Annotated in this window: 17 protein-coding genes and 1 pseudogene; 5 read left to right on the top strand and 13 right to left on the bottom strand. The window is 70.5% G+C overall.

Features of this window, described 5'->3' with window-relative positions; genetic code table 11:
- Positions 1-3 precede the first annotated feature (3 nt).
- From ACZ7M7_RS40605 to ACZ7M7_RS40575, 7 genes are all read right to left on the bottom strand, one after another.
- The gene (locus tag ACZ7M7_RS40605) at positions 4-1,116 is read right to left on the bottom strand and encodes a peptidase M50 (protein ID WP_472126000.1); all 1,113 of its coding nucleotides are present in this window, start codon (positions 1,114-1,116) and stop codon (positions 4-6) included.
- Complete coding sequence (locus ACZ7M7_RS40600; RefSeq protein WP_472125997.1) at positions 1,113-2,168, bottom strand: lantibiotic dehydratase C-terminal domain-containing protein; 1,056 nt, start codon at positions 2,166-2,168, stop codon at positions 1,113-1,115. The genes ACZ7M7_RS40605 and ACZ7M7_RS40600 overlap by 4 nt, the downstream gene beginning before the upstream one ends.
- Positions 2,165-4,870, bottom strand: coding sequence for a lantibiotic dehydratase (locus ACZ7M7_RS40595; RefSeq protein WP_472125994.1), 2,706 nt, complete (start codon positions 4,868-4,870; stop codon positions 2,165-2,167). Before ACZ7M7_RS40595 ends, ACZ7M7_RS40600 begins: the two co-directional genes overlap by 4 nt.
- Before the next feature lie 12 nt (positions 4,871-4,882).
- Positions 4,883-6,466, bottom strand: a complete 1,584-nt coding sequence (locus ACZ7M7_RS40590) for a nitroreductase family protein (RefSeq protein ID WP_472125991.1) — start codon at positions 6,464-6,466, stop codon at positions 4,883-4,885.
- Positions 6,467-6,550: 84 nt separating this feature from the next.
- A complete protein-coding gene (locus ACZ7M7_RS40585) occupies positions 6,551-8,464 on the bottom strand; it encodes a TOMM precursor leader peptide-binding protein (RefSeq protein WP_472125988.1) in 1,914 nt (637 codons plus the stop codon).
- Positions 8,454-10,640: a TOMM precursor leader peptide-binding protein gene (locus tag ACZ7M7_RS40580; RefSeq protein ID WP_472125985.1), complete on the bottom strand. Its 2,187-nt coding sequence runs from the start codon at positions 10,638-10,640 to the stop codon at positions 8,454-8,456. The genes ACZ7M7_RS40585 and ACZ7M7_RS40580 overlap by 11 nt, the downstream gene beginning before the upstream one ends.
- A 69-nt stretch (positions 10,641-10,709) precedes the next feature.
- Positions 10,710-12,650, bottom strand: a complete 1,941-nt coding sequence (locus ACZ7M7_RS40575) for an AfsR/SARP family transcriptional regulator (RefSeq protein ID WP_472125982.1) — start codon at positions 12,648-12,650, stop codon at positions 10,710-10,712.
- A gap of 870 nt (positions 12,651-13,520) precedes the next feature.
- Between ACZ7M7_RS40575 and ACZ7M7_RS40570 the strand changes: the two genes are divergently transcribed.
- The gene (locus tag ACZ7M7_RS40570; protein ID WP_383611666.1) at positions 13,521-13,691 is read left to right on the top strand and encodes a hypothetical protein; all 171 of its coding nucleotides are present in this window, start codon (positions 13,521-13,523) and stop codon (positions 13,689-13,691) included.
- 194 nt (positions 13,692-13,885) lie between these two features.
- On the opposite strand, the gene ACZ7M7_RS40565 is transcribed toward ACZ7M7_RS40570, so the two are convergent.
- The 3 genes from ACZ7M7_RS40565 to ACZ7M7_RS40555 all read right to left on the bottom strand — a co-directional run bounded on the left by ACZ7M7_RS40565 (position 13,886) and on the right by ACZ7M7_RS40555 (position 15,830).
- Positions 13,886-14,821, bottom strand: coding sequence for an anti-sigma factor RsbA family regulatory protein (locus tag ACZ7M7_RS40565; protein ID WP_472125979.1), 936 nt, complete (start codon positions 14,819-14,821; stop codon positions 13,886-13,888).
- On the bottom strand, positions 14,815-15,174 hold the full coding sequence (locus tag ACZ7M7_RS40560) for an STAS domain-containing protein (protein WP_472125976.1): 360 nt from the start codon (positions 15,172-15,174) through the stop codon (positions 14,815-14,817). The genes ACZ7M7_RS40565 and ACZ7M7_RS40560 overlap by 7 nt, the downstream gene beginning before the upstream one ends.
- 221 nt (positions 15,175-15,395) lie before the next feature.
- On the bottom strand, positions 15,396-15,830 hold the full coding sequence (locus tag ACZ7M7_RS40555; RefSeq protein ID WP_383611657.1) for an ATP-binding protein: 435 nt from the start codon (positions 15,828-15,830) through the stop codon (positions 15,396-15,398).
- A gap of 267 nt (positions 15,831-16,097) precedes the next feature.
- Between ACZ7M7_RS40555 and ACZ7M7_RS40550 the strand changes: the two genes are divergently transcribed.
- Together ACZ7M7_RS40550 and ACZ7M7_RS40545 are read left to right on the top strand one after the other, a co-directional pair.
- Positions 16,098-16,943 carry an RNA polymerase sigma factor SigF gene (locus ACZ7M7_RS40550; RefSeq protein WP_472125973.1) on the top strand — a complete coding sequence of 282 codons (846 nt, stop codon included), beginning with the start codon at positions 16,098-16,100 and terminating at the stop codon, positions 16,941-16,943.
- Positions 16,944-17,066: 123 nt separating this feature from the next.
- Positions 17,067-17,933 (top strand): GNAT family N-acetyltransferase, encoded by an 867-nt coding sequence (locus tag ACZ7M7_RS40545; RefSeq protein WP_472125970.1) that lies wholly within the window; start codon positions 17,067-17,069, stop codon positions 17,931-17,933.
- A gap of 219 nt (positions 17,934-18,152) precedes the next feature.
- Here the strand turns inward: ACZ7M7_RS40545 and ACZ7M7_RS40540 are convergent, their stop codons facing one another.
- From ACZ7M7_RS40540 to ACZ7M7_RS40530, 3 genes are all read right to left on the bottom strand, one after another.
- Positions 18,153-18,587: a hypothetical protein gene (locus tag ACZ7M7_RS40540; protein WP_472125967.1), complete on the bottom strand. Its 435-nt coding sequence runs from the start codon at positions 18,585-18,587 to the stop codon at positions 18,153-18,155.
- A gap of 175 nt (positions 18,588-18,762) precedes the next feature.
- Positions 18,763-19,752: an ornithine cyclodeaminase family protein gene (locus ACZ7M7_RS40535; RefSeq protein ID WP_472125964.1), complete on the bottom strand. Its 990-nt coding sequence runs from the start codon at positions 19,750-19,752 to the stop codon at positions 18,763-18,765.
- 245 nt (positions 19,753-19,997) lie between these two features.
- The gene (locus ACZ7M7_RS40530; RefSeq protein ID WP_472125962.1) at positions 19,998-20,651 is read right to left on the bottom strand and encodes an NADPH-dependent F420 reductase; all 654 of its coding nucleotides are present in this window, start codon (positions 20,649-20,651) and stop codon (positions 19,998-20,000) included.
- 73 nt (positions 20,652-20,724) lie between these two features.
- Here ACZ7M7_RS40530 and ACZ7M7_RS40525 point away from each other — a divergent pair, with 73 nt between their 5' ends.
- The gene (locus ACZ7M7_RS40525; RefSeq protein ID WP_472125959.1) at positions 20,725-21,105 is read left to right on the top strand and encodes a winged helix-turn-helix transcriptional regulator; all 381 of its coding nucleotides are present in this window, start codon (positions 20,725-20,727) and stop codon (positions 21,103-21,105) included.
- A gap of 24 nt (positions 21,106-21,129) precedes the next feature.
- A pseudogene (locus ACZ7M7_RS40520) lies at positions 21,130-21,237 on the top strand (cupin domain-containing protein); the annotation flags it as partial.
- Between the last annotated feature and the right edge of the window lie 24 nt (positions 21,238-21,261).

Genomic DNA, 21,261 nt, shown 5'->3' with positions numbered 1-21,261 from the left:
CCGTCAGGGGGCGAGCAGGACAAACGCGGCCGCGACCAGGCCGGCCGCGATCAGACAGACCAGGACGGACGAGCCGATCCCGTATGCCGTGTACAGGGCCCGCGCCCGGCGCGGGTAGGTGGCCGCGGCCTGCCGGTCGCGCAGGCGCAGTCTCAGGTAACGCCCGCTCTCCGGGGCGAGGTTGGACACACCCAGTGCGTGACCGATCATGGTGTATCCGTCGAGGGGCGGGAGTGGCACCAGGTTGACCAGTGCCTGAACGCTGCCCAGCAGCAGGAGTCCCGAAAGCACCCGGCGCGTCGGGTCGCCGGGCTCGAGCGCCGTCCACCAGACGGCGAAGGGCAGCAGGAACAGCAGGTTCGCGAAGGCCCCGGCCGCGCCGATGACCAGCTGGTGCCGACGGCTCGCGAGGAAGCGGTAGTTGTCGACGCGGCAGTACATGATCGCCATGGGCAGCCGCCAGCGCAGGCCGATCTCGCTCACCGTGCCGCCGTGGTGCCGGGCGGCCACGCCGTGCGCCAGCTCGTGACAGGTAGTGCTCAGCCACAGCAGGGTGAACACGCCGACCAGCGCCACCGGTTGCCGCAGCAGCCACCCCGTGTCCCGGACAAGCGGGCCGGTACCCGCGGCCAGGACGGCCTCCATGGCCAGGCAGAGCGTCAGCAGGGCTATCAGGACCGGCGGGCGTAGCAGCGGGCGCAGGGCCCGGTGCAGTCGCTCGGTCGTCGCCCCGGCGTCGGCGACCAGTCGCAGGCTGCCCTTGTAGAGGCTGCCGGTGAAGGGCGAGGAAGGCGAGGAAGGCGGGGCAGCGGGGACGTCGCGGACGGGCGCTCCTTCGAGGAGCCGCTTGGTGCCCAACAGGCCCAGAAGCTGCCGCCAGTTGGCCTCGCCGAGGCGTCGCCCGAAGGCGGAGGCGTACTCGGCGCCGATCTCCTCGAGGCTGCGGTCCCCGTCCAGCCGGGAGATCAGGAAGTACTCCTTCGGTCCCACCTCGAACGACGAGCCGTCCGCCGGATCCTTGATCAGGTGCACGGTGGCGGGACCGCGCAGCAGGGGCGCGCTGAGCAGGATGTCCGGCCGCAGCCGGGGCCGGTGGGTGAAGACGTCGGGTCTCATTGGAGGGCCTCCGACGTGGCTCCCGTGCCCGAGCGCAGCACCCGGCCGAGGATGTGGGAGAGATACGCCTCGTCGCGGATCGTCACATGCAGCCGGTTGTTGGTCATGTGCATGTACGGCGAGAGGAGCAGCGGCAGGGCGAGCGACGGGTCGTTGACCTGCTCGTCGCGGGTGCCGTCCCAGGACCGGAAGACCAGTTCGCCCGCCTCGGCCAGCGCGACCGCCTTCTGCCGCAGCTCCAGGCAGTGCGCCGCCCAGCCGCGCAGAAACGCGGGCAGCCGGTCGAGCCGTCTCGCGGCGACGGCCAGGCGTATCTCGTCGAAACGGCGGCCCAGCCGGGGCGCCATCTCGGCGTAGCTGCGGTCGTACTCCGTGGAACCGATGAACCCCGTGCCCGGGAACGCGCGGTGCCAGAACTCGTAGTACCGCTCCAGATAGTCGGCGAGGTCGTCCTCGTCGGGCAGGAAGCAGCCCGCCATCACCATCATCAACTGGGCCGACGTGCCGAGCAGTACGGTCCTCAGGTGCAGGTTCATCGAGCCCAGCGCATCGATGACCAGATCGCTGGAGTGCGCGAAGTGCCACTCCGCCAGCGCGACTCCGGCCGGCCCGCCGTATTTGCCGTACTCCGGCTCGTACGGCTCGTAGGAACGTGAGTTGTTCGGGCGCAGCCGCATCCGGCCGTCCTCGCCCATGAACTCCCCGCGGTCGCCCTCCGGGAACTCGATCTCGAAGAGGGTGTTGTAGAACTCGTTGAGGAACCCCGAGTCGACCTCGTACAGCGCCGGACGGCTGCGCAGGAACGCGTCGACGGCTTCCGCGGCCCGGCGGCGCACCTCGGCCGTCGCCTCCTCGCTCGCCGGCCGCAGCCGGAGCCGCACATGCGGGCCCTCCAGCCAGTAGTTGATGAAGAAGTGCCCGGCGAGCAGTCCGTCGCCGGTCAGGTCCCGGATCAGCGGGCCCACGCACTTCACCAGCAGGGGCTGCGGGTTGGCGGCGTAGAAGATGTGCATGGCCTGCCACGCGCCGGGGGTGGGGGTCAGGTCGGTCATGCGGGGCTCTCCTCGAAACGGCTGAGTGAGGTGAAGGTCTCGACCGACAGCTCGGCCACGTGGCTGCCGCGTTCGGAGACGACGTGCAGGCCGTTCTCCGCCGGGAGCATCTCGCGCAGCTCGATCCGGTCGTCCGGCGACTTGACCAGCGCTTCGAAGGCGGCCAGGGACAGCGGGCTGTCGAAGTCGAGGTACTGCGGCTTGGCGCCCGCCCCGCCCCGGGGGCCGCTGGAGACGGTGACGAAGACGCGGGCGGGCAGCCCGTGAACGCGGCGCCAGCGCCGCCAGGCCAGGAACGCCTCGTCGTCCGGCGTGCCGGCCGGCCGACCGGGCAGCGCCGCGGCGGTCGTGGACCAGCCGCGCCGGGCGAGCACGAGGTTGCCGTGCCGCACCCGGGGCCGGCGGGTGACGCCCTCGTGCGCCGGGCCGTGCGGGACACCGGCCCAGACGTCGAGCGGGGCCATCGAGGTGGGCGACAGAAGAAGCAGTGTGCGCGGGGTCTCGGGGAGGGCGAGCGGCACCAGGTAGCCGAGGTACACCGGGATCACCTCACGGCCGAGTCGCTCGGAGCGCAGCAGCAGCCGGTCCTCGTCCTCGTCGTGTTCGAGGCGGAGGTCCTCCAGGTGGATACGGCGGTCCTCGGGGACGCTGCTCGATTCGCCGGGGCAGACGATCTGGTACTCGGTCAGGCGTCCGTGCAGGTTGAGGTTGGTCGTCACCGATCCGCCGGTCAGTTCGGCGAGCACGGCTCCGGGCGGTGTCAGCCGGGTGGCGTGCTCCCGGAGCGGTTCGGAGAGGCCGGGGCCGGCAGGCTCGTCCCAGACGTGCGTGAACCGGCTGAACGGGAACGACAGTCCGCCGTAGGAGCGATTGAGCACCGTCAGCGGCTCACCGCCCTCTGTGGTGAGCTGGAGGTGGTGGCTCTGCGGGGTGAACGGGGCCCGCAGGCCCTCCAGTTCGGCCGCAACCTCGTCGAGGTGCGTGTCGTCCAGCACGACGTCCGTCTCCGCGGCGTGCCCGGCCCACAGCGCCCGCATCCGGTCGATGAACGTGCGGCGGGCCCGGTCCAGGGACTTGATGTCCGCCAGCCCGAGCCAGTTCTCCTCAGGCACGTAGTCGCCCCGCGCGTCGAACGGGGACCGCTTGGCGGTGAAGGAGAGGTACTGGTCGAAGAAGTCCTCGTGGAAGTCGTGCACGAGACCGAGCAGGTCGTCGCAGCGGCCGCCCTTGCCGTAGCGGGCCAAAAAGAACCCCTTGAACGTCACTCGCTGAGGCAGCGTCAGGTCGAAGGCCGGCAGGATCCGCTCCACGGAGCGCAGCGCGCCGCCGTCCGTGCCGGTCCAGGCGCCCAGACCGCAGGCCACATCGTCTCCGGCGTCGGCGTCCTCGTAGAGCAGGGTCTGCGGCAGGGACGGTTCCTCGACGCCCAGCAGCTTCTGAGCCCCGCCCAGAGCGGCGCGCAGCCGGCGCAGCAGCCTCGCCCGTCCGGCCGTGTCCGCGTGCGGGTACGCGTCGATCAGCTTGGCCGTGGTGTCCAGCTCTCCGGCGAGGTCATGAGCCCACGGCCGGTCCAGTGCCCGCAGCGCGTCCTGGAAGGAGCGCAGCGGGTCGGCGGTGTGCACGTCGGTGTCCAGGCACGGGACGCGGATCATGCCGAGCTGGAGCAGCGCCGACACATACGTCTCGCACAGCGAGGCGTCGGCGTCGTACTCGGCGCACAGCCAGGAAACCACCTCGCCGTAGCGCAGATCCCGTTCGCTCAGCAGGGCGATGAGCCGGTCCAGCGTGCCGCTGCGGCGCAGGAAGAACAGCCTGTCCTTGACCGCGTCGAAGGTGACCGCCGCGTCGTCGTCGCCGGTCGTGACCCAGCGCCGCACGTACCGCACCCGCTGATCGTCGCTGCCCCACCCGGACGCGAGCCGCACCGGCAGGTCGGCGCGCAGCGCGGGAGAGCCGAGGACCTGCTCCGCGAACCGCGCAAGGACCACGACGTTCAGCCGCACCCGCCCCCGCCACTGGGCGCGCAGCGCAATCGACGGGTCGTCGCCGTCGCCGAACGTGCCGAGGGCGACACCCGTGAACGTGCTGAACGGGCTGGTCTTGCAGGCCGTCCGGTACAGGTAGGACAGCACCGAACGCTCGATCTTCCGCAGCCGCTTGTCCGGCCGTTCACCCGCGCCAAGCCGCACATAGGAGTCCAGTCGGCCTTCGAGCGTCGGCGACGCGAGCAACAGCCCGTGCCGCAGCCGGTCCTCGTCGAACAGCGCCCGCAACACGCCCCGTGTCCCGGCGAGTTCGCCGTCGAGCAGCGTGGCCCCCCGGCGGTGCAGCAGGTCGAGCGCCCGCCTTCCCTCCAGCCACTGCCCGGTCCGCTCGGCCACGTCCGGATCCAGGGCCTCGATGAGGTCGAGCGCGGGCGGGTCGCCCTTGGGCAGACGGTTGTTGAAGATGTCCCGGCGCAGCCCCAGCAGGTGCCGGCGGCGGCCGTCGTCCGGGAAGAGCCGGTCGGCGGCCGGGACGAGCGTGTGCAGTACGTCGCTCAGCTCCCGGCCCCGCTCCAGCAGCTCCTCCTCGGCGGCCAGCACCTCGTCGGCCCAGCGGACGGTGTCGGGGCAGCGCAGGGCACGGACGGACTCGACGGGCAGCCCGGCGACCCGCAGAAGGAAGCGATGTCCGGGCTGCCAACTGGTTCTCGGTGTCATGGCGGCCCCCTGTCAGACGATCTCGGAGCGGAAGTCGGCAGGACACGGACGTTCGTTGCCGAGCAGCATGATCAGCAGCGGCGCCTCGCCGGAGTCCGCGAGCCCCAGCTCCTCGATGTACGAGATGTTGTCGAAACCGAGCGCCACACCGGCGCCCAGCCCGAGCGCCGCCGACGCGGTGTAGAAGCTCTGCGCGATCGCCCCGACGGTGGCGTTGACCAGCCGGTAGCCCCGGTCGCCGACCGCGTCGAGTACCGCCGTCGTACGCACGGTCGGCACGATGACGGCGCCGGCCTGTTCGAGGTTGTAGTTGGACAGGAAGTAGTTGCGCTGCAGGAACGAGCCCGGCGCGCCGGGCGCCACCAAGTGCAGGGTGTGCGTGTCGGGTTCGTAGGCGTAGGCGCCCGGCGCGACACCGTCGACATGGTTGACGAACGTGTACAGCCGGGCCTGACGCGGGGTGTCGGCAGGTTCCGCGTCGCTGCCGAGCTGCGTCGCCGCGCAGGCCGCGAGCGTGGTGGCCAACTGCGTGGCCGTCACCGGGACCGTCGCGTCGAAGCGGCCGAAGCTGCTGCGCCGGGAGCGCAGGGCCGTACGGACGCTGACGTCCGGGAACTCCGCGGGCGGAAGGGCGACCGGGTCGGGGGTCGTGGCCGGCGGGGCGGGCGCGCTGGGCCGGAGCGCCTCGGGCCCGGGCCGGTCGGTGGCGTACTCGGCGGTGGCGCGGTGGATCCGGTGCAGGGTCTCGAATTCGAGGACGGTCCGGGACCGCTCCTGGTCACGCCGCCGGACGGCGGCGCCCGGCGCCCCTGGCGACGTGCCGTGCGCCTCCGTACCGTCCCACCGCAGCGGAACGACCGCGAACAGCCCTTCCTCGTCCTCTCCCAGCGCCAGCAGCCGGGCCAGCTCCGCCTCGTCGAACCAGAGCGCGGGGGCCACCCGCAGCCCGCGGGCCCGCGCCCAGACGCGCCAGGTCTGGAGCAGCGCGCCCACGTCCATGCTCACGGCGTGGAAGGAGAAGCTGTTGTATTTGAAAGCGTTCTGCCAGTACTTGACGCCGAGTACCAAGAACTGGTCCGTCGCCGCCCCGTACGACCCGAGGGCCGCGGCCACCTCCCCGCTCACGTCCCCGGCCAGCAGCCGCTGCATGGCGTGGCGCGGCGGTGAGTAGTAGTGCACGCCGGGTGTGAGCGGACCCGAAGGGCCGGAGATCCAGTAGATGCTCACCGGGTAGAGACCGCCGCCCGAGGCGGTGCCCCGGGACCAGTTGGCCTGTGTGTAGTGGGGGAGGGCACCGAGGTCGGTGTTGGCCTGGACACCGAGACGGCGGCCGGTCAGGCCATAGGAGTCCAGCAGCATGCCGGAGAGCAGGGGCAGCGAGAACCGCCCCGCGTCCGGCATGTCGTCCGCGAGTAAGCCGGCCGTGACCGTGGCGTCGGCCGGGTAGGGCGCGTCGGGCAGCGGGAACGACTCGGCGCCCGGGTAGTACTTCGCCTTGCGCGGACGGTCCGCCCAGTCGGGCACGAAGTCAGCCGGCTCCATGGGGATCCGGCCCCGGTGCATGATCGCCGTCGCGTATTCATGGGCGTAGCCCATGGGACTCTCCTCTGCTGGGCGTGGAGGGTGGGGGCGTGGAGGGTTGTGGGGGTGGCGGCGGTGGGGGATTGGAGATACGGGTCGTCAGGGGAAGGGGTGCGGAGCCGGATTGAGGTCGGCGGCCTCCAGGTCCCGGTCGCGCAGCCCCGCCTCCCGCAGAGCCGTACGCAGCCGCGGCATACCGAGAGCGCGCTGGCGCGACCAGCCGAAGTCGATCGGGAGCAGGCCGGGCACGAGGACGCTGAACGTGTGCAGTCCCAGCCGTCGTTGTTCGGGCAGCGTCTGGTCCACGACCACGACATCGAACCCGGCGCCGGTCACGGCGGACACACACCGTTCCAGGTCGTCCCGCAGATCGGGCGAGACGGGCGCTCCGGACGCGTCCGGCCACGCCAGATCGGAGACCGCGAGCTGTTTCGTGGCCGTCCGGCCGCGCAGCAGGAAGTCGGCGTGCACGCCCATCTCGGGGATGCCGTAGACGAGCGGATGGTCGTGCAGGTCGGTCACCTGTGAAAAGTCTTCGGCCATGGCGCGCAGTCGGGCCTCGTCACGCTCGGTCCGTCCCTGGAGGTTCACCGCGTCGGTGGCGATCTCGCACAGGGCCGCGTCCAGCGCGGACTCCGGGTCCAGACCGGCACCCGCTCCGAAGCACATCCGGCCCGGACCGCCGTCGACGCGTTCGGCGACGGCGGTGACGACCGGGATCGGGAACGTGACGCGAGTGTCGAAGAAGCGGGCCCGGTAGCCGTACATGGCCAGCCGGTCGACCATGTTCCGGGTGGCGGGGCGGCTGCTGGTCGCCGGGTCGATCTCGGGCAGGGGCTGCCGCCCGTACCAGGTGAGCAGGAATGCGTCCCGCTCGACGACCTCCATCAGCCCGAAGTAGACGGCCTCTTCGGCACAGCCGCCCGAGGCGCAGCCGTTGGAGCTCTCCTGCACGAACCGGTTCTCCAGACCGGGCGCGTGATAGTACGTCAGGATCTCCGGCACCAGCCGGGGCGCGTGGTCCCGCAGCGACCAGCCCCATACCCAGGGGATCTCCCGATCGGCGGAGAAGGGCACGACGTGCGGGTTGTCGCGGTGGAAGGCCTCGGAGTACAGGCCCACTTCGCGCGGGTCCACGGCGTCGGCGCCGAACTCCGCCGGTGTCCCCCTCACCTGGGTCCGCTTGCCGCGCGCCCGCATGCCGGCGTACCGCTCCAGCCCTTCCAGAACGCCGATCCGCGCGCTGGCATCGTAGGACGCCGCGTGCCCGCCCCAGAACGTCTCCCGCAGGTACTCCCCGGAGCGCATCGAGAAGCAGCCGATGGTCGCCGACGTCGACGTGGACGACACGTCCTGGACGAGGGACGGGCCGAGCGCGCCGCACAGCGGGTTTGCGAAGGCCGCGATGTCGATGCCGTAGGCCTCGACCGGGCGCAGCCGGAAGGACCCGGGCGCGTGCTTGGGCGCGGAGCCGAGCGAGACCACGGCACCCTCGGGCGTGTCGGCGACCGGCCGGGAACACGTCGGGCACTGCGGGTCCGGCACCAGCGGATAGCCACGCACCGACAACGACTGCAGATCCAGGACCCGTACGTCCGGGAACGGCTCGCGGGCCGGGGCCGCATGCGCTTGTGCCACGACCACGGCGAGCGCGTCGGCCGCGAACGGGACGGCGTAGGGCCACGCCCCCGACTCGTGCGTGGGACCGCCGAGTTCCAGCGCGTCGCGCAGGGGCACGGAACGTACCGCCTGCCAGCGCCGGCCCAGACACCGCGGACAGGGCGAGTCACCCATGGGTCCGACGATCGCGTGCCGCGCGTAGAGGTGCACCGGCACCGGTCCCCGCTCGTGCGCGCCGTACTCCTCGGCGAAGGCGTCGTCGAACCCCAGCGCGCGCACCGACACATCGATGTGGCCGTGCCCCTGTCGGTCGAGCGCCGCCCGCAGCAGGTCGGTGATGAGACGGACGGCACTCGGCACGCGGACCGCGGGAGCCGTCGTCTCAACCGACACGCCGGGCCTCCGACGTCAGTAGCACGCGTACGACGTGGATGCCGGCGCGTTCGAGGTCCGCCGAGCCGGTCGGTACGACGAGTGCGTCCCGGGCCTGTTCGCCGAGCCGGCGCAGCACGTCTGCCCAGGATGTACCGGAGTCGTGGTCGGCGGTCACAGTGCCGAGCACCGTCAGGGCGCGCGGGTCGAGATCGTCGAGCACCTGATCCCCGAACGACGTGTCGTCGGCCGGCCCCTGCTGCTCCAGCTGCACCTGACCCAGCAGCTCACGCAGCGCCGCCACGGCCGCGGCCCGGTACGACAGCTCGGCTCCGACCGACCAGAGGGCACCGGCCCGGGCGAGGACGACCGACACGCCGGACCGCTCCCGCTCACCGAGGTCGAGCAGCTCGGCCTCGACGCCGAGGTTGGCGGCGGAGCGCATCAGGAAGGTGAGTTCGGGATCGGCGTCGGCGGGCACGGTCACGCCGGGCACGGCGGCACCTCGGACCGTCCGCCGGAGCGCGTCGTACGCGAACGCCGACAACATGCCCTGCGCTGCGGCGTCGGCCACGCTCGCGCCGGCCCGCATCCCGGCGCTCGTGGCCTCGAAGAGCCGCTCCGGGTTGCTGGCCCCGAACGGGCGCACGGCCTCCCCCGGCACCAGGAACCGCTCCTTGGTGAGCAGCGAGGCCGCCGCGTCCCACACCCGTACGTCCGCCTCCGTGCCCCCGATGCCGGTGGCTGTGGCCAGCTCGGCCGGGGCGAGGCGCACCGCGGGTGCCGGGGCGGTGCTGCGGGCGTGCGGGACGACGTGCTCGGCGTACGTCTCGGCGGCGCGGTGCAGGGCACGCAGCCGTGCGCCGGCCACGTGGTGGACGTCGGCGGCGGCGATCCGCCGGGGGCGGCCGTGCCCGACGCCGAGTTCGACCACGCTGAGCTTCAGCGGGGTCTGGGTGATGTCCTCGTCGTCGTAGCGGCGGAAGACACCGGCGTGCGGCCGCAGCAGCACCGAGCGGCGATTCAGCTCCGCCACCAGCTCGTCCGCGTCGCGTGCGGTGTCGACGGTGGGCAGCGCGAGAGCGTCGTCGGTGTCCCCGGTCGCCAGATCCACCTCGGGCACCTCGACGAGTGTGTCGTCGGCGCAGAACGGGCAGCGGGGATGGGGGAGCAGGGGCTCCGAGGTGACATCGAGCGACTCCGTGTCCTGCACGATCAGCTGCCCGGCCGTCTCGGCGGGCAGCGCGCCGGTCGCCGACTTGAAGACCTCGTAGCCGAGCAGGTTGCCGAGCATCGCGGACAGCGGACCGCCGGGGACCGGCGTGTTGGCCGGCAGGCCCAGCGCGAGCGCGCTCCACACGTCGGCGGCTTGCGCGGAGGCTCCGTTGGCGCCGAGACGCAGCACCGCACACGCCCAACACCCCGTCGTCTGAGCCGACATGGCCGGTCCCGCGACCGCGTGCCGTCCGAAGGACCAGGCCGGCAGGAGTGTGCGGCCCGCGGGCACACCGGCACGCAGCAGCGGAAGAATCACCCGCGGCGCGTCCGGCCCGCCGGTCACGACGACGACGTCGTACCCGTCGAGGCCGTCCCAGGTCACCGGCCCGTCCGCGAGGTCACGGACCTCGACCGGACAGCCGTCGGCAGCGGCGGCCGCCGCCTCCTCCGCGATCGCCTCCCGGTCGAGGCCGGGCAGTACGCCGACGGCCGCGACGCCGTTGCGGATCAGGCTCAGCGCACACCAGCGGGCCACCAGGTCGGTGCCCACGACGGCCACGCGCGTGTCCCGGAACCGCTGGAAGCGCCGCGCCGCGTCGTCGGCGTAGTGGTCGACATAGGCGATCTGCGCCTCGAATCGGCGGGCCACGTCGGCGGACGGCTCCGGCTCGGCGGACGCGTCCGCCGCGGGTCCGGCCGGAGCGTCACGCGCGAAGCCTCGCTCGTACAGCGTGCCGACAAGCTCGCCGACCATCGCGCGCTGCCGGTCGCCGAACCCTTCGCAGATCTCGGCGACCGTGTGCTCGCCGTTGAAGTGGGGCACGAGAAGCGTGGCGAACCGGTACGCCGACTTGGCCGTCAGCCGGAAGCCGCCGTCGGCGTTGTGGAAGAGGACACCGTCGGGGGTCTCGGTGAACAGGACGTCACGGCGGATCCGGGGGCGCGTCGCGACGACGGCGTCGTACCGTGCGGAAAGCATGCGGATGTCACCTCTGGTCGGAGGGGGTGGGGGGTGGGGCACCGGGTGGTGCGGGGTAACGGGAAGGGGTCAGCCGGGAGTTCGGGCGGGTGCGGCGAGCTGACGCGCGTAGATCCTGAGCAGTTCGTGGATGCGGTACGGCTTGGGCGGGCCCTCCTCGACGAATCCGGCGTCCGCGAGCTGTTCGAGCACCTCGTCGGGCGGCGGCGAATCCGGGTTCCCGCCGCGCTCGAACTGCGTGGCGAGCAGCAGGAAGGACTCACGCAGATCGGGATCGAGCCGCCGCAGGGCGGCTTCGAAGACCTGGGGTACGGACATCAGCGGCTCGTCGGCGAGGGAGAGCCGGGCGGGCAGGTCCTTGGCCAGCCAGCTCACGCAGTCGGCGATGCCGAGGCCGGGCCGGGTAAGCAGACGGGCGGCGGCGATCCGCAGGCTGAGGGGGAAGTGCCCGCAGATGCGGGCGAGTTCGCGCGCGGCGTCCGGTTCCTGGCCGACCCGCTCGGCACCCAAGGTGGCGACCAGGAGGTCGTAGGACTCCTGCTCGTCGAGCGTATCGAGGCGATGCACGACGCCCCCGTGCGTGGCGACCAGGCCCGCGAGCCCGCGTCTGCTGGTGACGACGGCGGCACCTTCGGCGGGGGAGGGGAGCAGGGGCCGTATCCGCCCGGCGCTCGACACGTCGTCGAGGACGAGCAGCCGACGCCCCGGGCGGCTCGGGGAGGGAAGCCGCCCCAGGGCCTCCGCCGTACTGAGCGCACTGCCGTCAGGGTCGGTCATGGTCAGGGTGAAGCAGCCGCCGGGAAAGGCGTCCTGCACCAGATGGGCCGCCTGCAGCGCGAGGGCGGTCTTGCCGATGCCGGGGGCTCCGGAGATCACCACCAGGCCGGTTTGCGGATGATCGGCGGTCAACGCGCGTTGAATCGCAGCGAGTTGGGTGGTGCGCCCGGTGAAGCAGGGGACGGGGGCGAGGGAGGGGGTGGTGGTGACGGTGGAGGCGGGGGTGGTCACGGGACTGGTGACGGGGAGGCTGGGAGTGGTGTCCGCGGCCCGGGCGTACGTCGGGTCGTGCGCGGGGTCGGGTGCCCGGTCGTGAGCCGTGGGGGCGGCAGGCGGAAGGGCCGCGACAGCCGGTGCCTGTTCCTGTGCGGGCGTTTGGGCCGGCGCCCGACTCGGCGGCAGATCGGCCATGGCGCCCCCGGCCGGTAATGCGGCCGGTAGAGAGGACGCCCGTGCATCGATCGCGGGGAGGACCCTGGAGCCCGGGGCGATATCCAGCTCCTCGCCACGGAGGATGGCCATCTCCAGCCGCTGGAGAGGCGCGCCCGGATCTATGCCGAACTCCTCCTTCAGCCGCTCCTTGACGGCCCGGATCTCCACAAGGGCTTCTGTCTGGCGGCCGGTTCGGTACAGCGCCTCGATCAACTGCTCAGCGAACCGTTCCCGCTCCGGATGGCGTCGGGCCGCGTCCCACACATCGGCCAGGACCTCGCGACATCGCCCGCGCGCCAGTTCGATGTCGCACAGCCGCTCCAGTGCCCTGAGCCGTTCCTCCGCCAGCCGCGGTGCCTCGTCGCGGTGCAGCATGTGCGAGGAGACGTTCGCGAGTACGGGGCCCTGCCACAGGGCGAGGGCCTCGCGCAGTACGTACGACTCCGTCTCGGCGTCGCGGGCGGAGTCGGCCGCCTGGACCAGGCCGCGGAAGCGGACGAGGTCGAGGGTCTCGCGGTCCATCCGCATCCGGTAGCCGCCCGGTACGGCCTCGATCGTGTCGTTGGCTATGCCGTACTTCGCGAAGATCCTGCGCAGCCGCAGGACGCAGCTCTGCAGGGCGGCCCTGGCCGTGGCGGGGGGCTCGGTGTCCCAGACGGCGCGTAACAGATAGTCGGTCGAGACCACCGCGCCGGAGTGAATGAGCAGGGCGGCCAGGAGATTGGTGGGCTTGGACGGCTGCAGGACGGCGGCGTGCTCACCGTCGGTGATGCTCAGGAGCCCTAACAGCTGGAACCGCATCCTACTTATCGCTCCGTTGTGTCCTCTGGCGGTCCTGGCGCGCGGCTGATCGAGCTCGCTCCTGGGCCCGGCAAGAATACGGGTGCAAACGTCGGCGGCGTTGACGGATTGGGGGGACGCTCGACGACCGGAAAGAAAGCTGTTTCTGTGGCAGCAATGTCCGGAAGCCTATTGCGTTGGCTCCCTTGCGTGTGCCAGCGGATACTTTAAGCGTGAGGTCGCGGCAAGTCGATCCCCTGGTTTAAGAATATTGCCCAGGTGTCGGAATTTCTGCTGTATTCCATGAAGGTCTCACATGGGCCCTTTGTCGGCCCTGTGCGGATGGCCAGGTCGGATCGCTCTCCTGAACTCGCAGGTCAGTATTGGTGTCGCGTCGTTGGCAGGCTTCTCCGCGCCGCTTCGGGAGGTTGGATCCCGGTTGCGATCGGAAGGTGAACGGGCTTCTTCTTTCCGTGCGGAATCGATTGTTCCGTCATTGGTTCAATCCAATTCGATGCGTTACCTGGGGTAACGCATAACTTTACGCGCGAACGCAATCAAGGCGCCGACTGTCATGTGAAGTGGACCGGTCGAATAAGGACGCCTGAATTCCTTCTGACCGTCCGGGTGCGGCGGGCTCGGCCGCCGTGCTGATCTCGCGGCGCCCGTGTGGTGTCGCCTTACGGAGGCCAACGCACAAGGGTGCCGCCGTCGCGGGTTGGCCGACTGACCACGACGGCGGCCCGACTCCCCCCTCGCGAGCCACGCCTTGGTCAGGAGCTTCAAGACGGCCCCGCCATTTGCGTACACCGACAAATCGCGGGCAGGCGGATGTTGAGGAACGGGTGAACAGGACGCGTTTCTTACGGCGACGACGGAGGTGGATACGCCATGGACGCGAAGGTGTTGGAGCGGTTTCCAGCGGGAGCTCCGCGCGGATCGTGGCCGGCGGAGGAATGTGCGGCCCGGCTACGGGACGAGGGCGAGCCCGGCGCGACCGTCGTGATGGACCTGCAGTCGGACGCGTTCCTCGTGGTCGTCGGGGTTCGCGGCAAGGACTGACGTTCGGAGGGGCTCGACCGACGTGACGGCGACGGCGGGGATCACATCGCATTGGCGCGGCGGATTCCTGACCGGCGGCGGTGTTGGGTTCACGGCTATGAAAGCTGAGGAGCGTGCCTTCGGTGGTGGTCGTTTGCCCTCCGCGCGGACCCTGGTCGCGGTGGCCCGGTCCGACCGGCCACCGGGGACGTCCTCTAGCGGTCGATGTAGAACCGGATGACCGTGCCGTCGGCGTCAGTGTGAACACGCACGAGGTCTGCGACGCAATGCACCAGCAGCAGGCCCCTGCCTCCTCGCTGGTCACGAGCGGGTGGACGGCGCCCGACCAGCGGATCGCTCAGATACCCGCGGTCGCTGACCTCGCACACCACCTGAGCGTCCTGCGCCCACACCCCCACGATGCCGGAACCGCCCCCGTGCACGACGCTGTTGGTGGTGAGCTCGGCCACCGCCAGCGCCAGATCTTCCAGACGCACCCCCTGTAGCCCGAGCTGTGCTGCACGCTCGACGGCGAAGTGCCGCGTGGCCGACAGCTCCTGTGCACCGAACTCCCGCGATTGGACCGACGTCGGCACCGGCCCCAGCGGCTGGTTGTACAGCTCCACGATGTGCCCGGGGGCAAAGGACGGGCTCGGAAGTTGGGACGGTCCGGAGACGATCAGCGGGTGGGTGGCATACGCGTCGGTGAGGACGCGTTCCTCGAGCCGGTCGGCGTCGTAGGGACACAGGATGGTCGCTTCCCGGCCTTGGAAGGCGGGGTTGATGAGTGCCTCGTGTTGGGCGCAGGCCGGGTACTCCAGGCTGCTGCGGCCGGGCCAGATCGGCTCCCCGATGATCCGGACCCGCGTGGCGGGGTGTGCGTCGGCGAAGGCGCGGAGCACGTTCGGGATGATCCGCCCCGGGTTGCGGCCGGCTTCGGCCATGTCCATGAAGCGTACGGATACTGCGTCAGCGCCCAGAGCTTCCTTGAGCATGGTCAAGTTCGGGCCCGGCACGGCGACCGCCACCGGCTCCCCGCCTTTGAGTCCATCGCGGATGAAGGGGATGGTTCCCTCGAGGTACTCCTGCTCGCCCCGGTAGAACAGCGCTGGGTGCACGAACGGTTCGGTGGCAGCCGATCTGGTCAACATGACACCACCTCGATCGCGTGCAGCTTCGGCCAGAACATCTCCAGCCGCCGCATACAGGCAGGTGGCCGCTCAACGACGACACGTCGCCCTGTCGTGAGGCCATGGGCGGTCACCGCCAAGGCGGAGACCCCTGCGACATCGGCGAAGGTCACTGCGGACAGTTCCGGATGACACACCGGCGCATCGCTCCGAACGAGTCCGTCCAGCATCTGCTCCCAATCTCGGCACGTGGCCAGAGTGATCTCACCGGCCACCCGCCACCCGCTGTCACCGGTCAGAGGTGACAGGGCCCGCTCACCGTCGAGCGGGGCGGGCAGCGATGTCGTTCCATCAGCCGCCGGCGAACCGCCCATTTTCTGTCACCTCCAGTCACATGCCGGTCTGAGAACAGTCTCTCTCGCGCAGCGACTGGGCATGAACCGTTCACCACAACTGCTGGTGCCGGCTGTTCCGGAGTGAAGCAGGGATTGACGCGGGAGGCCCCGGGTGATGGTCCGGGACGTCCAGGTTGTTGCGGCTTGGGGCCGTCATCCGGATCTCGCGAAGCGACCTTCCGCCACTCCGATCCCGGCCCTCACCCCTTGCTGCCCGCATCCGGTGGGGCTGGTGCGGGCGGCGGCTCAAAGCAGGCCGTGACGTCCTTGCCGCGAGGGCAACGGCGTGTTTCCACGTCATGGGCGACGGCGTCGACCAGGAACAGCCCACGTCCGCCGGGGGCTTCGCTGTCGGCGTGGCGCTGTTCGGGTAGCTGAGCCGAGGCGTCATGCACCGTCACGTGCAAGCATTCCTCGTCCCGGGTGAGGATGAGTTGGGCTGTGCTGTGGGCGTGGATGTGCGCGTTGGTGACCAGCTCGGACACGGCCAGGACGACCGAGTCCACCAGATCGGGTGCTGTCCGTTCCCACCCGAGGGCCGCCAGATGACCGCGCGTCCAGTCCCTGGCCGTCTTCACTCCACTGCCCATCGGCAGCGAACGCGCCCATCCCGCAGCTCTCATGTCCTGCGCCATTTGTCTCCTCCGGGCCAACAAAGTCCGTGGTCCGTGTGCCCGGAAAGTGCAGCTTCTCACCTTCATGTAGCCGAAGCCCGTGGTGGGTTCGCGTCGTGTGATCTGCGGCTTGAGCCGGCGCGTCTGCATGCTGCTCCACGCCGCGCTGGGTGCGGCGGTGGCCCCGCGCTTCAGTGGCTGTGGGTGTGAGCACGGAACGAAGGGGTACGCGCTGGTCATCAGCCGTTCCAAGCGGCAGCGGCTGCCGCGGTTCTGGGAGAGGACATCATGGCGATAACGAGCATGCCTGCAGCGCATACGCAGACCAGCGAGCTGCCGGAGGTCGCCGATCCCTCTCAGGTGGCGCCGAAGGATGCCCGTGAGCTGTCCAAGGTGTTCTTCGATCAGCTTGCGGTGCTGGAGGAGGGCACGCCGGAGTACAGCTACGCGCGGAACACGTTGATCGAGATGAACCTGTCCCTGGTCCGCTTCGCGGCCGGCCGGTTCCGCAGTCGCGGGCCGGAGGAGATGGAGGACATCGTCCAGGTTGGCATGATCGGTCTGATCAAGGCGATTGACCGGTTCGACCTGTCCCGCGAGGTCGAGTTCACCTCGTTCGCCATCCCCTACATCGTGGGTGAGATCAAGCGGTTCTTCCGGGACACCACCTGGGCCGTCCATGTCCCGCGTCGGTTGCAGGAAGCCCGCGTCCAGCTCGCGCGCGCCACGGAGGAGCTGAGCAGTCGTCTGGGGCGCACTCCGACGGTGACAGAGCTGGCGGAGTTGATGAGCCTTTCCGAGGAAGAGGTGCAAGAGGCCCGCCTCGCCGCGAACGGCTACAACTCCTCCTCCCTGGACGCCACCATCGGCGGCAGCGAGGACGGTGAATCGGCACTGCAGGACTTCATCGGCACGGAGGACACCGCTCTGGAGCTGGTGGAGGACTTCCACGCCCTGGCCCCGCTGATCGCCGAACTCGACGAGCGGGACCGGCAGATCATCCACATGCGGTTCGTGGAGGAACTCACCCAGGCCCAGATCGGCGAGCTTCTGGGCGTCTCGCAGATGCACGTCTCCCGTCTGCTGTCCCGTAGCCTCGCCCGTCTGCGTGAAGGCATGCTCACGAATCAGTGACGCCGGCCAGTCGGCGGGACAGCGTAGGTGAAGGTGAGCGACGACCTCCCGCCGCCATCACCTTGAAGCGCCTGGTCAGTTAATCGGTTGCACGCCACCGAGACGGGGTGTCTGATCCCGGCTATGACAATTGTGCTGAGTACGCCGACGGCCGACGGAGTGCGCCAGGCCAGTACGGCGCTGCGGGAGTGGCAGCACGACGAAACGCCTATGCAGCTGCATCCCGGGGACATCGGCTGGAACTACCGGTTCGGAACGGCCGAGACGGCCGCGGCGGTACGGACCTGGAGCCGGAACGGGCGGATCCTCGCCGTCGGGATGCTGGATACGCCGACGCTCGTGCGGATGACGGTCGCTCCCGACGCCTTCCATGACGAGGACTTGGCGCGGCGACTCGTCGAGGACTTCTCGCTGCCCGAGCGCGGCGTACTGCCAAAAGGAGCGGTGTCCATCGAGGCGCCGCAGGGCCTGCTGCTCCACGACCTGCTGACCAAGGAGGGCTGGGGCGTCGACGAGCCGTGGACGCCGCTCTTCCGCGACCTCGCCGAAGCGGTGGAGGACCCCGGCGTGCGGATCAAGGAGATCGGCCTGGAGCAGGCGCAGGACTTCGCCGACGTCCTGCGGTCCGCGTTCAACACCACGAAGCCCACGCGCGAGTACCGGCACAAGATGTCCGCGGCACCGTTCTACGCCGACGCTCGCTGCCTGGGTGCTTACGACGACCAGGGCAACCCCGCGGCGGTGGTGACGGTGTGGTCGGCCGGCCCGGGGAAACCAGGACTGGTCGAGCCGATGGGCGTCCACACGGACCACCGCGGCCGCGGCTATGGCCGGGCGATCACCGTCGCCGGGGCGGCCGCACTGCGGGAGATGGGCTCGTCGAGCGCGCGCGTGTGCACGCCGAGCTCCAACGTCGGCGGCGTCGCCACGTACGAGGCGGCCGGGTTCGAGGCGAGGCCGCAGATCGCCGACCGGATCCGGAAGGTCTGACGCCGGGGTCTGCGGACCTTCTCACCATGCCGCAGCACCTCGTACGGCGGTCATGCGCGCCAGAGCCTCGTGCGGCAGCCGCACGAGGCTCTGCTCTCGGCTCGATCGGACGGTACGAACCAGCCAACCACCTCGAAGCGCCGAAGTCAGTAGTGCGAAGTCGCCGCTGCCCTACTGCGGCAGCGCCTTGCCCGCTGTGCGGGCAGGGTGCCGGGCGTGTCAGATCCGGCCACCGGTCATGCGGGTGATCGGACCCAGTGTGCGTCGGCCCGCACGCCGGCCCGCCGCGTACGACGCCGCGCCCAGCGCGGTCAGTCCGGCGCCGGCGCCCGCGACGACGATCTTGCGGTTGGCGATGAGGGTCCAGGTTGTTTTGGCGAGGGCGACGGCCTGCCCCGAGGCGGCGACGACGGCCTGGCGGCCGGCCTCGACGCGCTGGGCTGCCGTGTGGGCGACCGCGGTGGTCGCCGCGGCCGTCCGTTCTGCCGTTCCCGCGGCGGCTGACGCCGCGTCACCGGTCTTGCCGGCAGCCTTGCCCGCCGCCTTCGATGCCGGAGCGGTCGCCCGCGACGTGGTGCGACGAGCCTTGGCCGCCGCTTCCTTTGCGGATACGGAGTCTTGACTGGTGTCATTATTCGATGGGCTCATGGACATCGCGTTGCCGTATCCTCCGGCAGCAAACATGTTCGATCATGGCTGCGTTCGCGGACCGGCTCCGGCTCGACTCCGGTTCACCGGGCACCGCTCGGGTCACCTGCGCCACGCGGTGTGTCACGAGTCCGCCGCCCGGTTGCCGCCCACCGGTGAATGACCGGGCCGAACCTCGGCATCACGCCAGTGTGACGTACTCGCCGACCGACTCCCTGCGGGCGGCGGTGACGACCAACGCGGCGGCGACGGCATCCTGGACGGCCACCCCAACCGACTTGTACAGGGTGATCTGGCTGGGTGAGGTGCGGCCTGGTTTGTGGCCGGAGATGATTTCGCCCAACTCGGTATGCACGTGCTCGGGCGTGATGACGCCGTGCTGGATGGGCATCAGCAGGTCGTTGCTGCCGGCCGGGAAGGGAGCCAACGCGGCTTGTCGCGATTCGACGCACACGAGCGCATCGGCGATCGTGTCGTCGTCGATTTCACGGCCGGCCGGGTTGTAACCCACCGAGGTGACGTGCACTCCAGGAGCCAGCCAGGGACGGCGGACCACGGGTTCGAGGGCGTGGGTGGTCGCCGCGGCGATGTGGGCACCGTCGAGCGCCTCGATGTAGGTCGGCACAGCCCGCACCTCGACGTCCAGCTCGGATGACAGCTCTGCGGCGAGATCAGCTGCTTTCGCCGGGACTCGGCCGGCGATTCGAACCTCGCGGATGGGGCGCACCCGGCACATCGCACGGACGTGGGATCGGGCCTGTACTCCGGTACCCAGGACCGCGAGTAGCGTCGCGTCCTCGCGCGCCAGCAATCGCGCCGACAGCGCCGAGCAGGCAGCGGTCCGTGCAGCGGTGATGGCCGTACCGTCCAACAGCGCGGCAGGTTCGCCGGTGGCCGAGTCGAACACGAGGATGGCCGCTTGATGGGTCGGCAGGGGAGTCCCGGCATTGCGTGGGAAGAGGGAGACCAGCTTGGCCATGAGCACATCGGCCGATGGCACATAGCCCGGCATGGCGGCCAGGAAGCCTTCCCGCTCGGGCACGAGCGCCGCGATCCGGGCCGGTGCCGAGGCGCTGCCCGAGCTGAGGTCCGCCATGGCTGGGGCCAGGGCGTCGATCAGCGCGTCCAAATCGATGAGGGCCTCGACCTGCGAGCGCCCGAGCACAAGCATCCGGAAACCTCCTGAGGGGCCGTCGCGCCCGTCGGCCGGTCGGTCAAGCGTTGTCCTACGGCTCTTTCCCCTGCTGTGACACGCCGTCCCCCTTGAGCATGTTCATCCGTACACACTGGGCAGGTTCGTTCGTCTGCATGCTGCGCCGACCCCTGGCACCCACAGGCGAATCGCCCGCTTCCGTGATGCCGGACATGCACTTCCGTGGTTCCGCGAGCGGCCCGCCTGCTGAAAACTGCTTCCGCTCACTGGCCACTCGGCCCAGCGGCAAAGGCCAGCGGCGGCGCGATCGCCTGAGCATCCGCTCCTTGGCCGACCCACAGGGCGATGAACAGCGCTGCGGTCGCCTCCAGGAGCCCCGCCTGTTCGAGGCCGCCGCCGGCCAGGGGCTCGCAGCCCACATCCCGCACCAACTCACGTACAAGGGCGAGAGCTGCCTCGTTGTCCCCGCAGACGGGAACGGCCAGTGGCCGCCCCTCGAAGACGGGTGGCCGCATGCGCCACACATCCTCGTGACAGAGATTGAACGCCTTGACCACATGAGCTCCCGGTGCCGCCGCGGCCAGCTGCTGCGCCGCCGAGGGGGCCCCTGTCGTCAGCAGTCGGAAACCCGGCCCGACCGGATTGGAACAGTCGAGCAGGACCCTGTCGTCCAACGATGCCCGCAGCTCCCGTACGACGACCGCCCCTGCCCCGAAAGGCAGCGCGACCAGCACCACCTCACCGAACTCCGCCGCCGCGCGCAGACTGGCAGGCGCCGCGCTGCCTCCGATACGTGTCGCCAGTCGCTGCGCCTTGTGCGCGTCCCGTGCACCGATGGTCACCTCGTGCCCGGCTCGCGCCCAGTGGGTGGCGAGCGCGTCCGCCATGTTCCCCGTTCCCAGCACACCGATTCTCATCACGCGTTCCTCTCCCCGCCTGCTTCGACCGTTCAGCACGACGCTAGGGAGCCTCTCGGGCACCATTTGGTAAGTGACGACCGATGCCTTCCTCGCCGACTGCCGCGCCCGCCTCGCCTTCGACCTGCTCGCCAACACCTGGAACGCGGTGGTGCTCTGGGCGCTGCGCGACGGCCCCAGGCGCCCCGTCGAACTGCGGGAGCGGATCGGGGGCATCAGCTCCAAGGTCCTCACCGAGACGTTGCGGCGCCTGCAGTTCAACGGCCTGGTGGCACGGCACGCCCATCCTGGGGCGCCACCGCGGGTCGAGTACCAACTCACCGCTCTGGGACGGACCTTGTTGGCCCCCATCGACGCCATCGGAGCATGGGCTTTCGAGCATGGTGACGAGGTCATGGCGGCCCAGGACGCGGAATGCACCGCCGCCACGCAGCGGTCCCCTCGCACCCGCTAGGCCGGTCAGCCGCGTGAGGCGCTCACCCCGGACCCCACCGAGGAGGCCGTGGTGGTCATCGCCCGCAGTACGCAGGAGGCGCTTGCCGTGAACCTTCCGCACCTATGCGTACTGGGGCGTTGGGAGGATTGACCTGGGCTGTCGGCCAGCCGGCCG

This window comes from Streptomyces sp. NPDC111606 (assembly GCF_055656945.1).
The sequence above is the reverse complement of the archived record's forward strand: the minus strand, read 5'-3'. Positions and strand labels throughout refer to the sequence as shown.

Bases quoted from the DNA above. Each gene is read 5' to 3' on its own strand.
- ACZ7M7_RS40545 (WP_472125970.1), top strand. From the start codon at position 17,067: ATGACAATTGTGCTGAGTACGCCGACGGCCGACGGAGTGCGCCAGGCC.
- ACZ7M7_RS40605 (WP_472126000.1), bottom strand. From the start codon at position 1,116: ATGAGACCCGACGTCTTCACCCACCGGCCCCGGCTGCGGCCGGACATC.
- ACZ7M7_RS40550 (WP_472125973.1), top strand. From the start codon at position 16,098: ATGGCGATAACGAGCATGCCTGCAGCGCATACGCAGACCAGCGAGCTG.
- ACZ7M7_RS40540 (WP_472125967.1), bottom strand. From the start codon at position 18,587: ATGTCCATGAGCCCATCGAATAATGACACCAGTCAAGACTCCGTATCC.
- ACZ7M7_RS40580 (WP_472125985.1), bottom strand. From the start codon at position 10,640: ATGCTTTCCGCACGGTACGACGCCGTCGTCGCGACGCGCCCCCGGATC.
- ACZ7M7_RS40530 (WP_472125962.1), bottom strand. From the start codon at position 20,651: ATGAGAATCGGTGTGCTGGGAACGGGGAACATGGCGGACGCGCTCGCC.
- ACZ7M7_RS40535 (WP_472125964.1), bottom strand. From the start codon at position 19,752: ATGCTTGTGCTCGGGCGCTCGCAGGTCGAGGCCCTCATCGATTTGGAC.
- ACZ7M7_RS40560 (WP_472125976.1), bottom strand. From the start codon at position 15,174: ATGGGCGGTTCGCCGGCGGCTGATGGAACGACATCGCTGCCCGCCCCG.
- ACZ7M7_RS40600 (WP_472125997.1), bottom strand. From the start codon at position 2,168: ATGACCGACCTGACCCCCACCCCCGGCGCGTGGCAGGCCATGCACATC.
- ACZ7M7_RS40565 (WP_472125979.1), bottom strand. From the start codon at position 14,821: ATGTTGACCAGATCGGCTGCCACCGAACCGTTCGTGCACCCAGCGCTG.
- ACZ7M7_RS40575 (WP_472125982.1), bottom strand. From the start codon at position 12,650: ATGCGGTTCCAGCTGTTAGGGCTCCTGAGCATCACCGACGGTGAGCAC.
- ACZ7M7_RS40590 (WP_472125991.1), bottom strand. From the start codon at position 6,466: ATGGGCTACGCCCATGAATACGCGACGGCGATCATGCACCGGGGCCGG.
- ACZ7M7_RS40595 (WP_472125994.1), bottom strand. From the start codon at position 4,870: ATGACACCGAGAACCAGTTGGCAGCCCGGACATCGCTTCCTTCTGCGG.
- ACZ7M7_RS40570 (WP_383611666.1), top strand. From the start codon at position 13,521: ATGGACGCGAAGGTGTTGGAGCGGTTTCCAGCGGGAGCTCCGCGCGGA.
- ACZ7M7_RS40555 (WP_383611657.1), bottom strand. From the start codon at position 15,830: ATGGCGCAGGACATGAGAGCTGCGGGATGGGCGCGTTCGCTGCCGATG.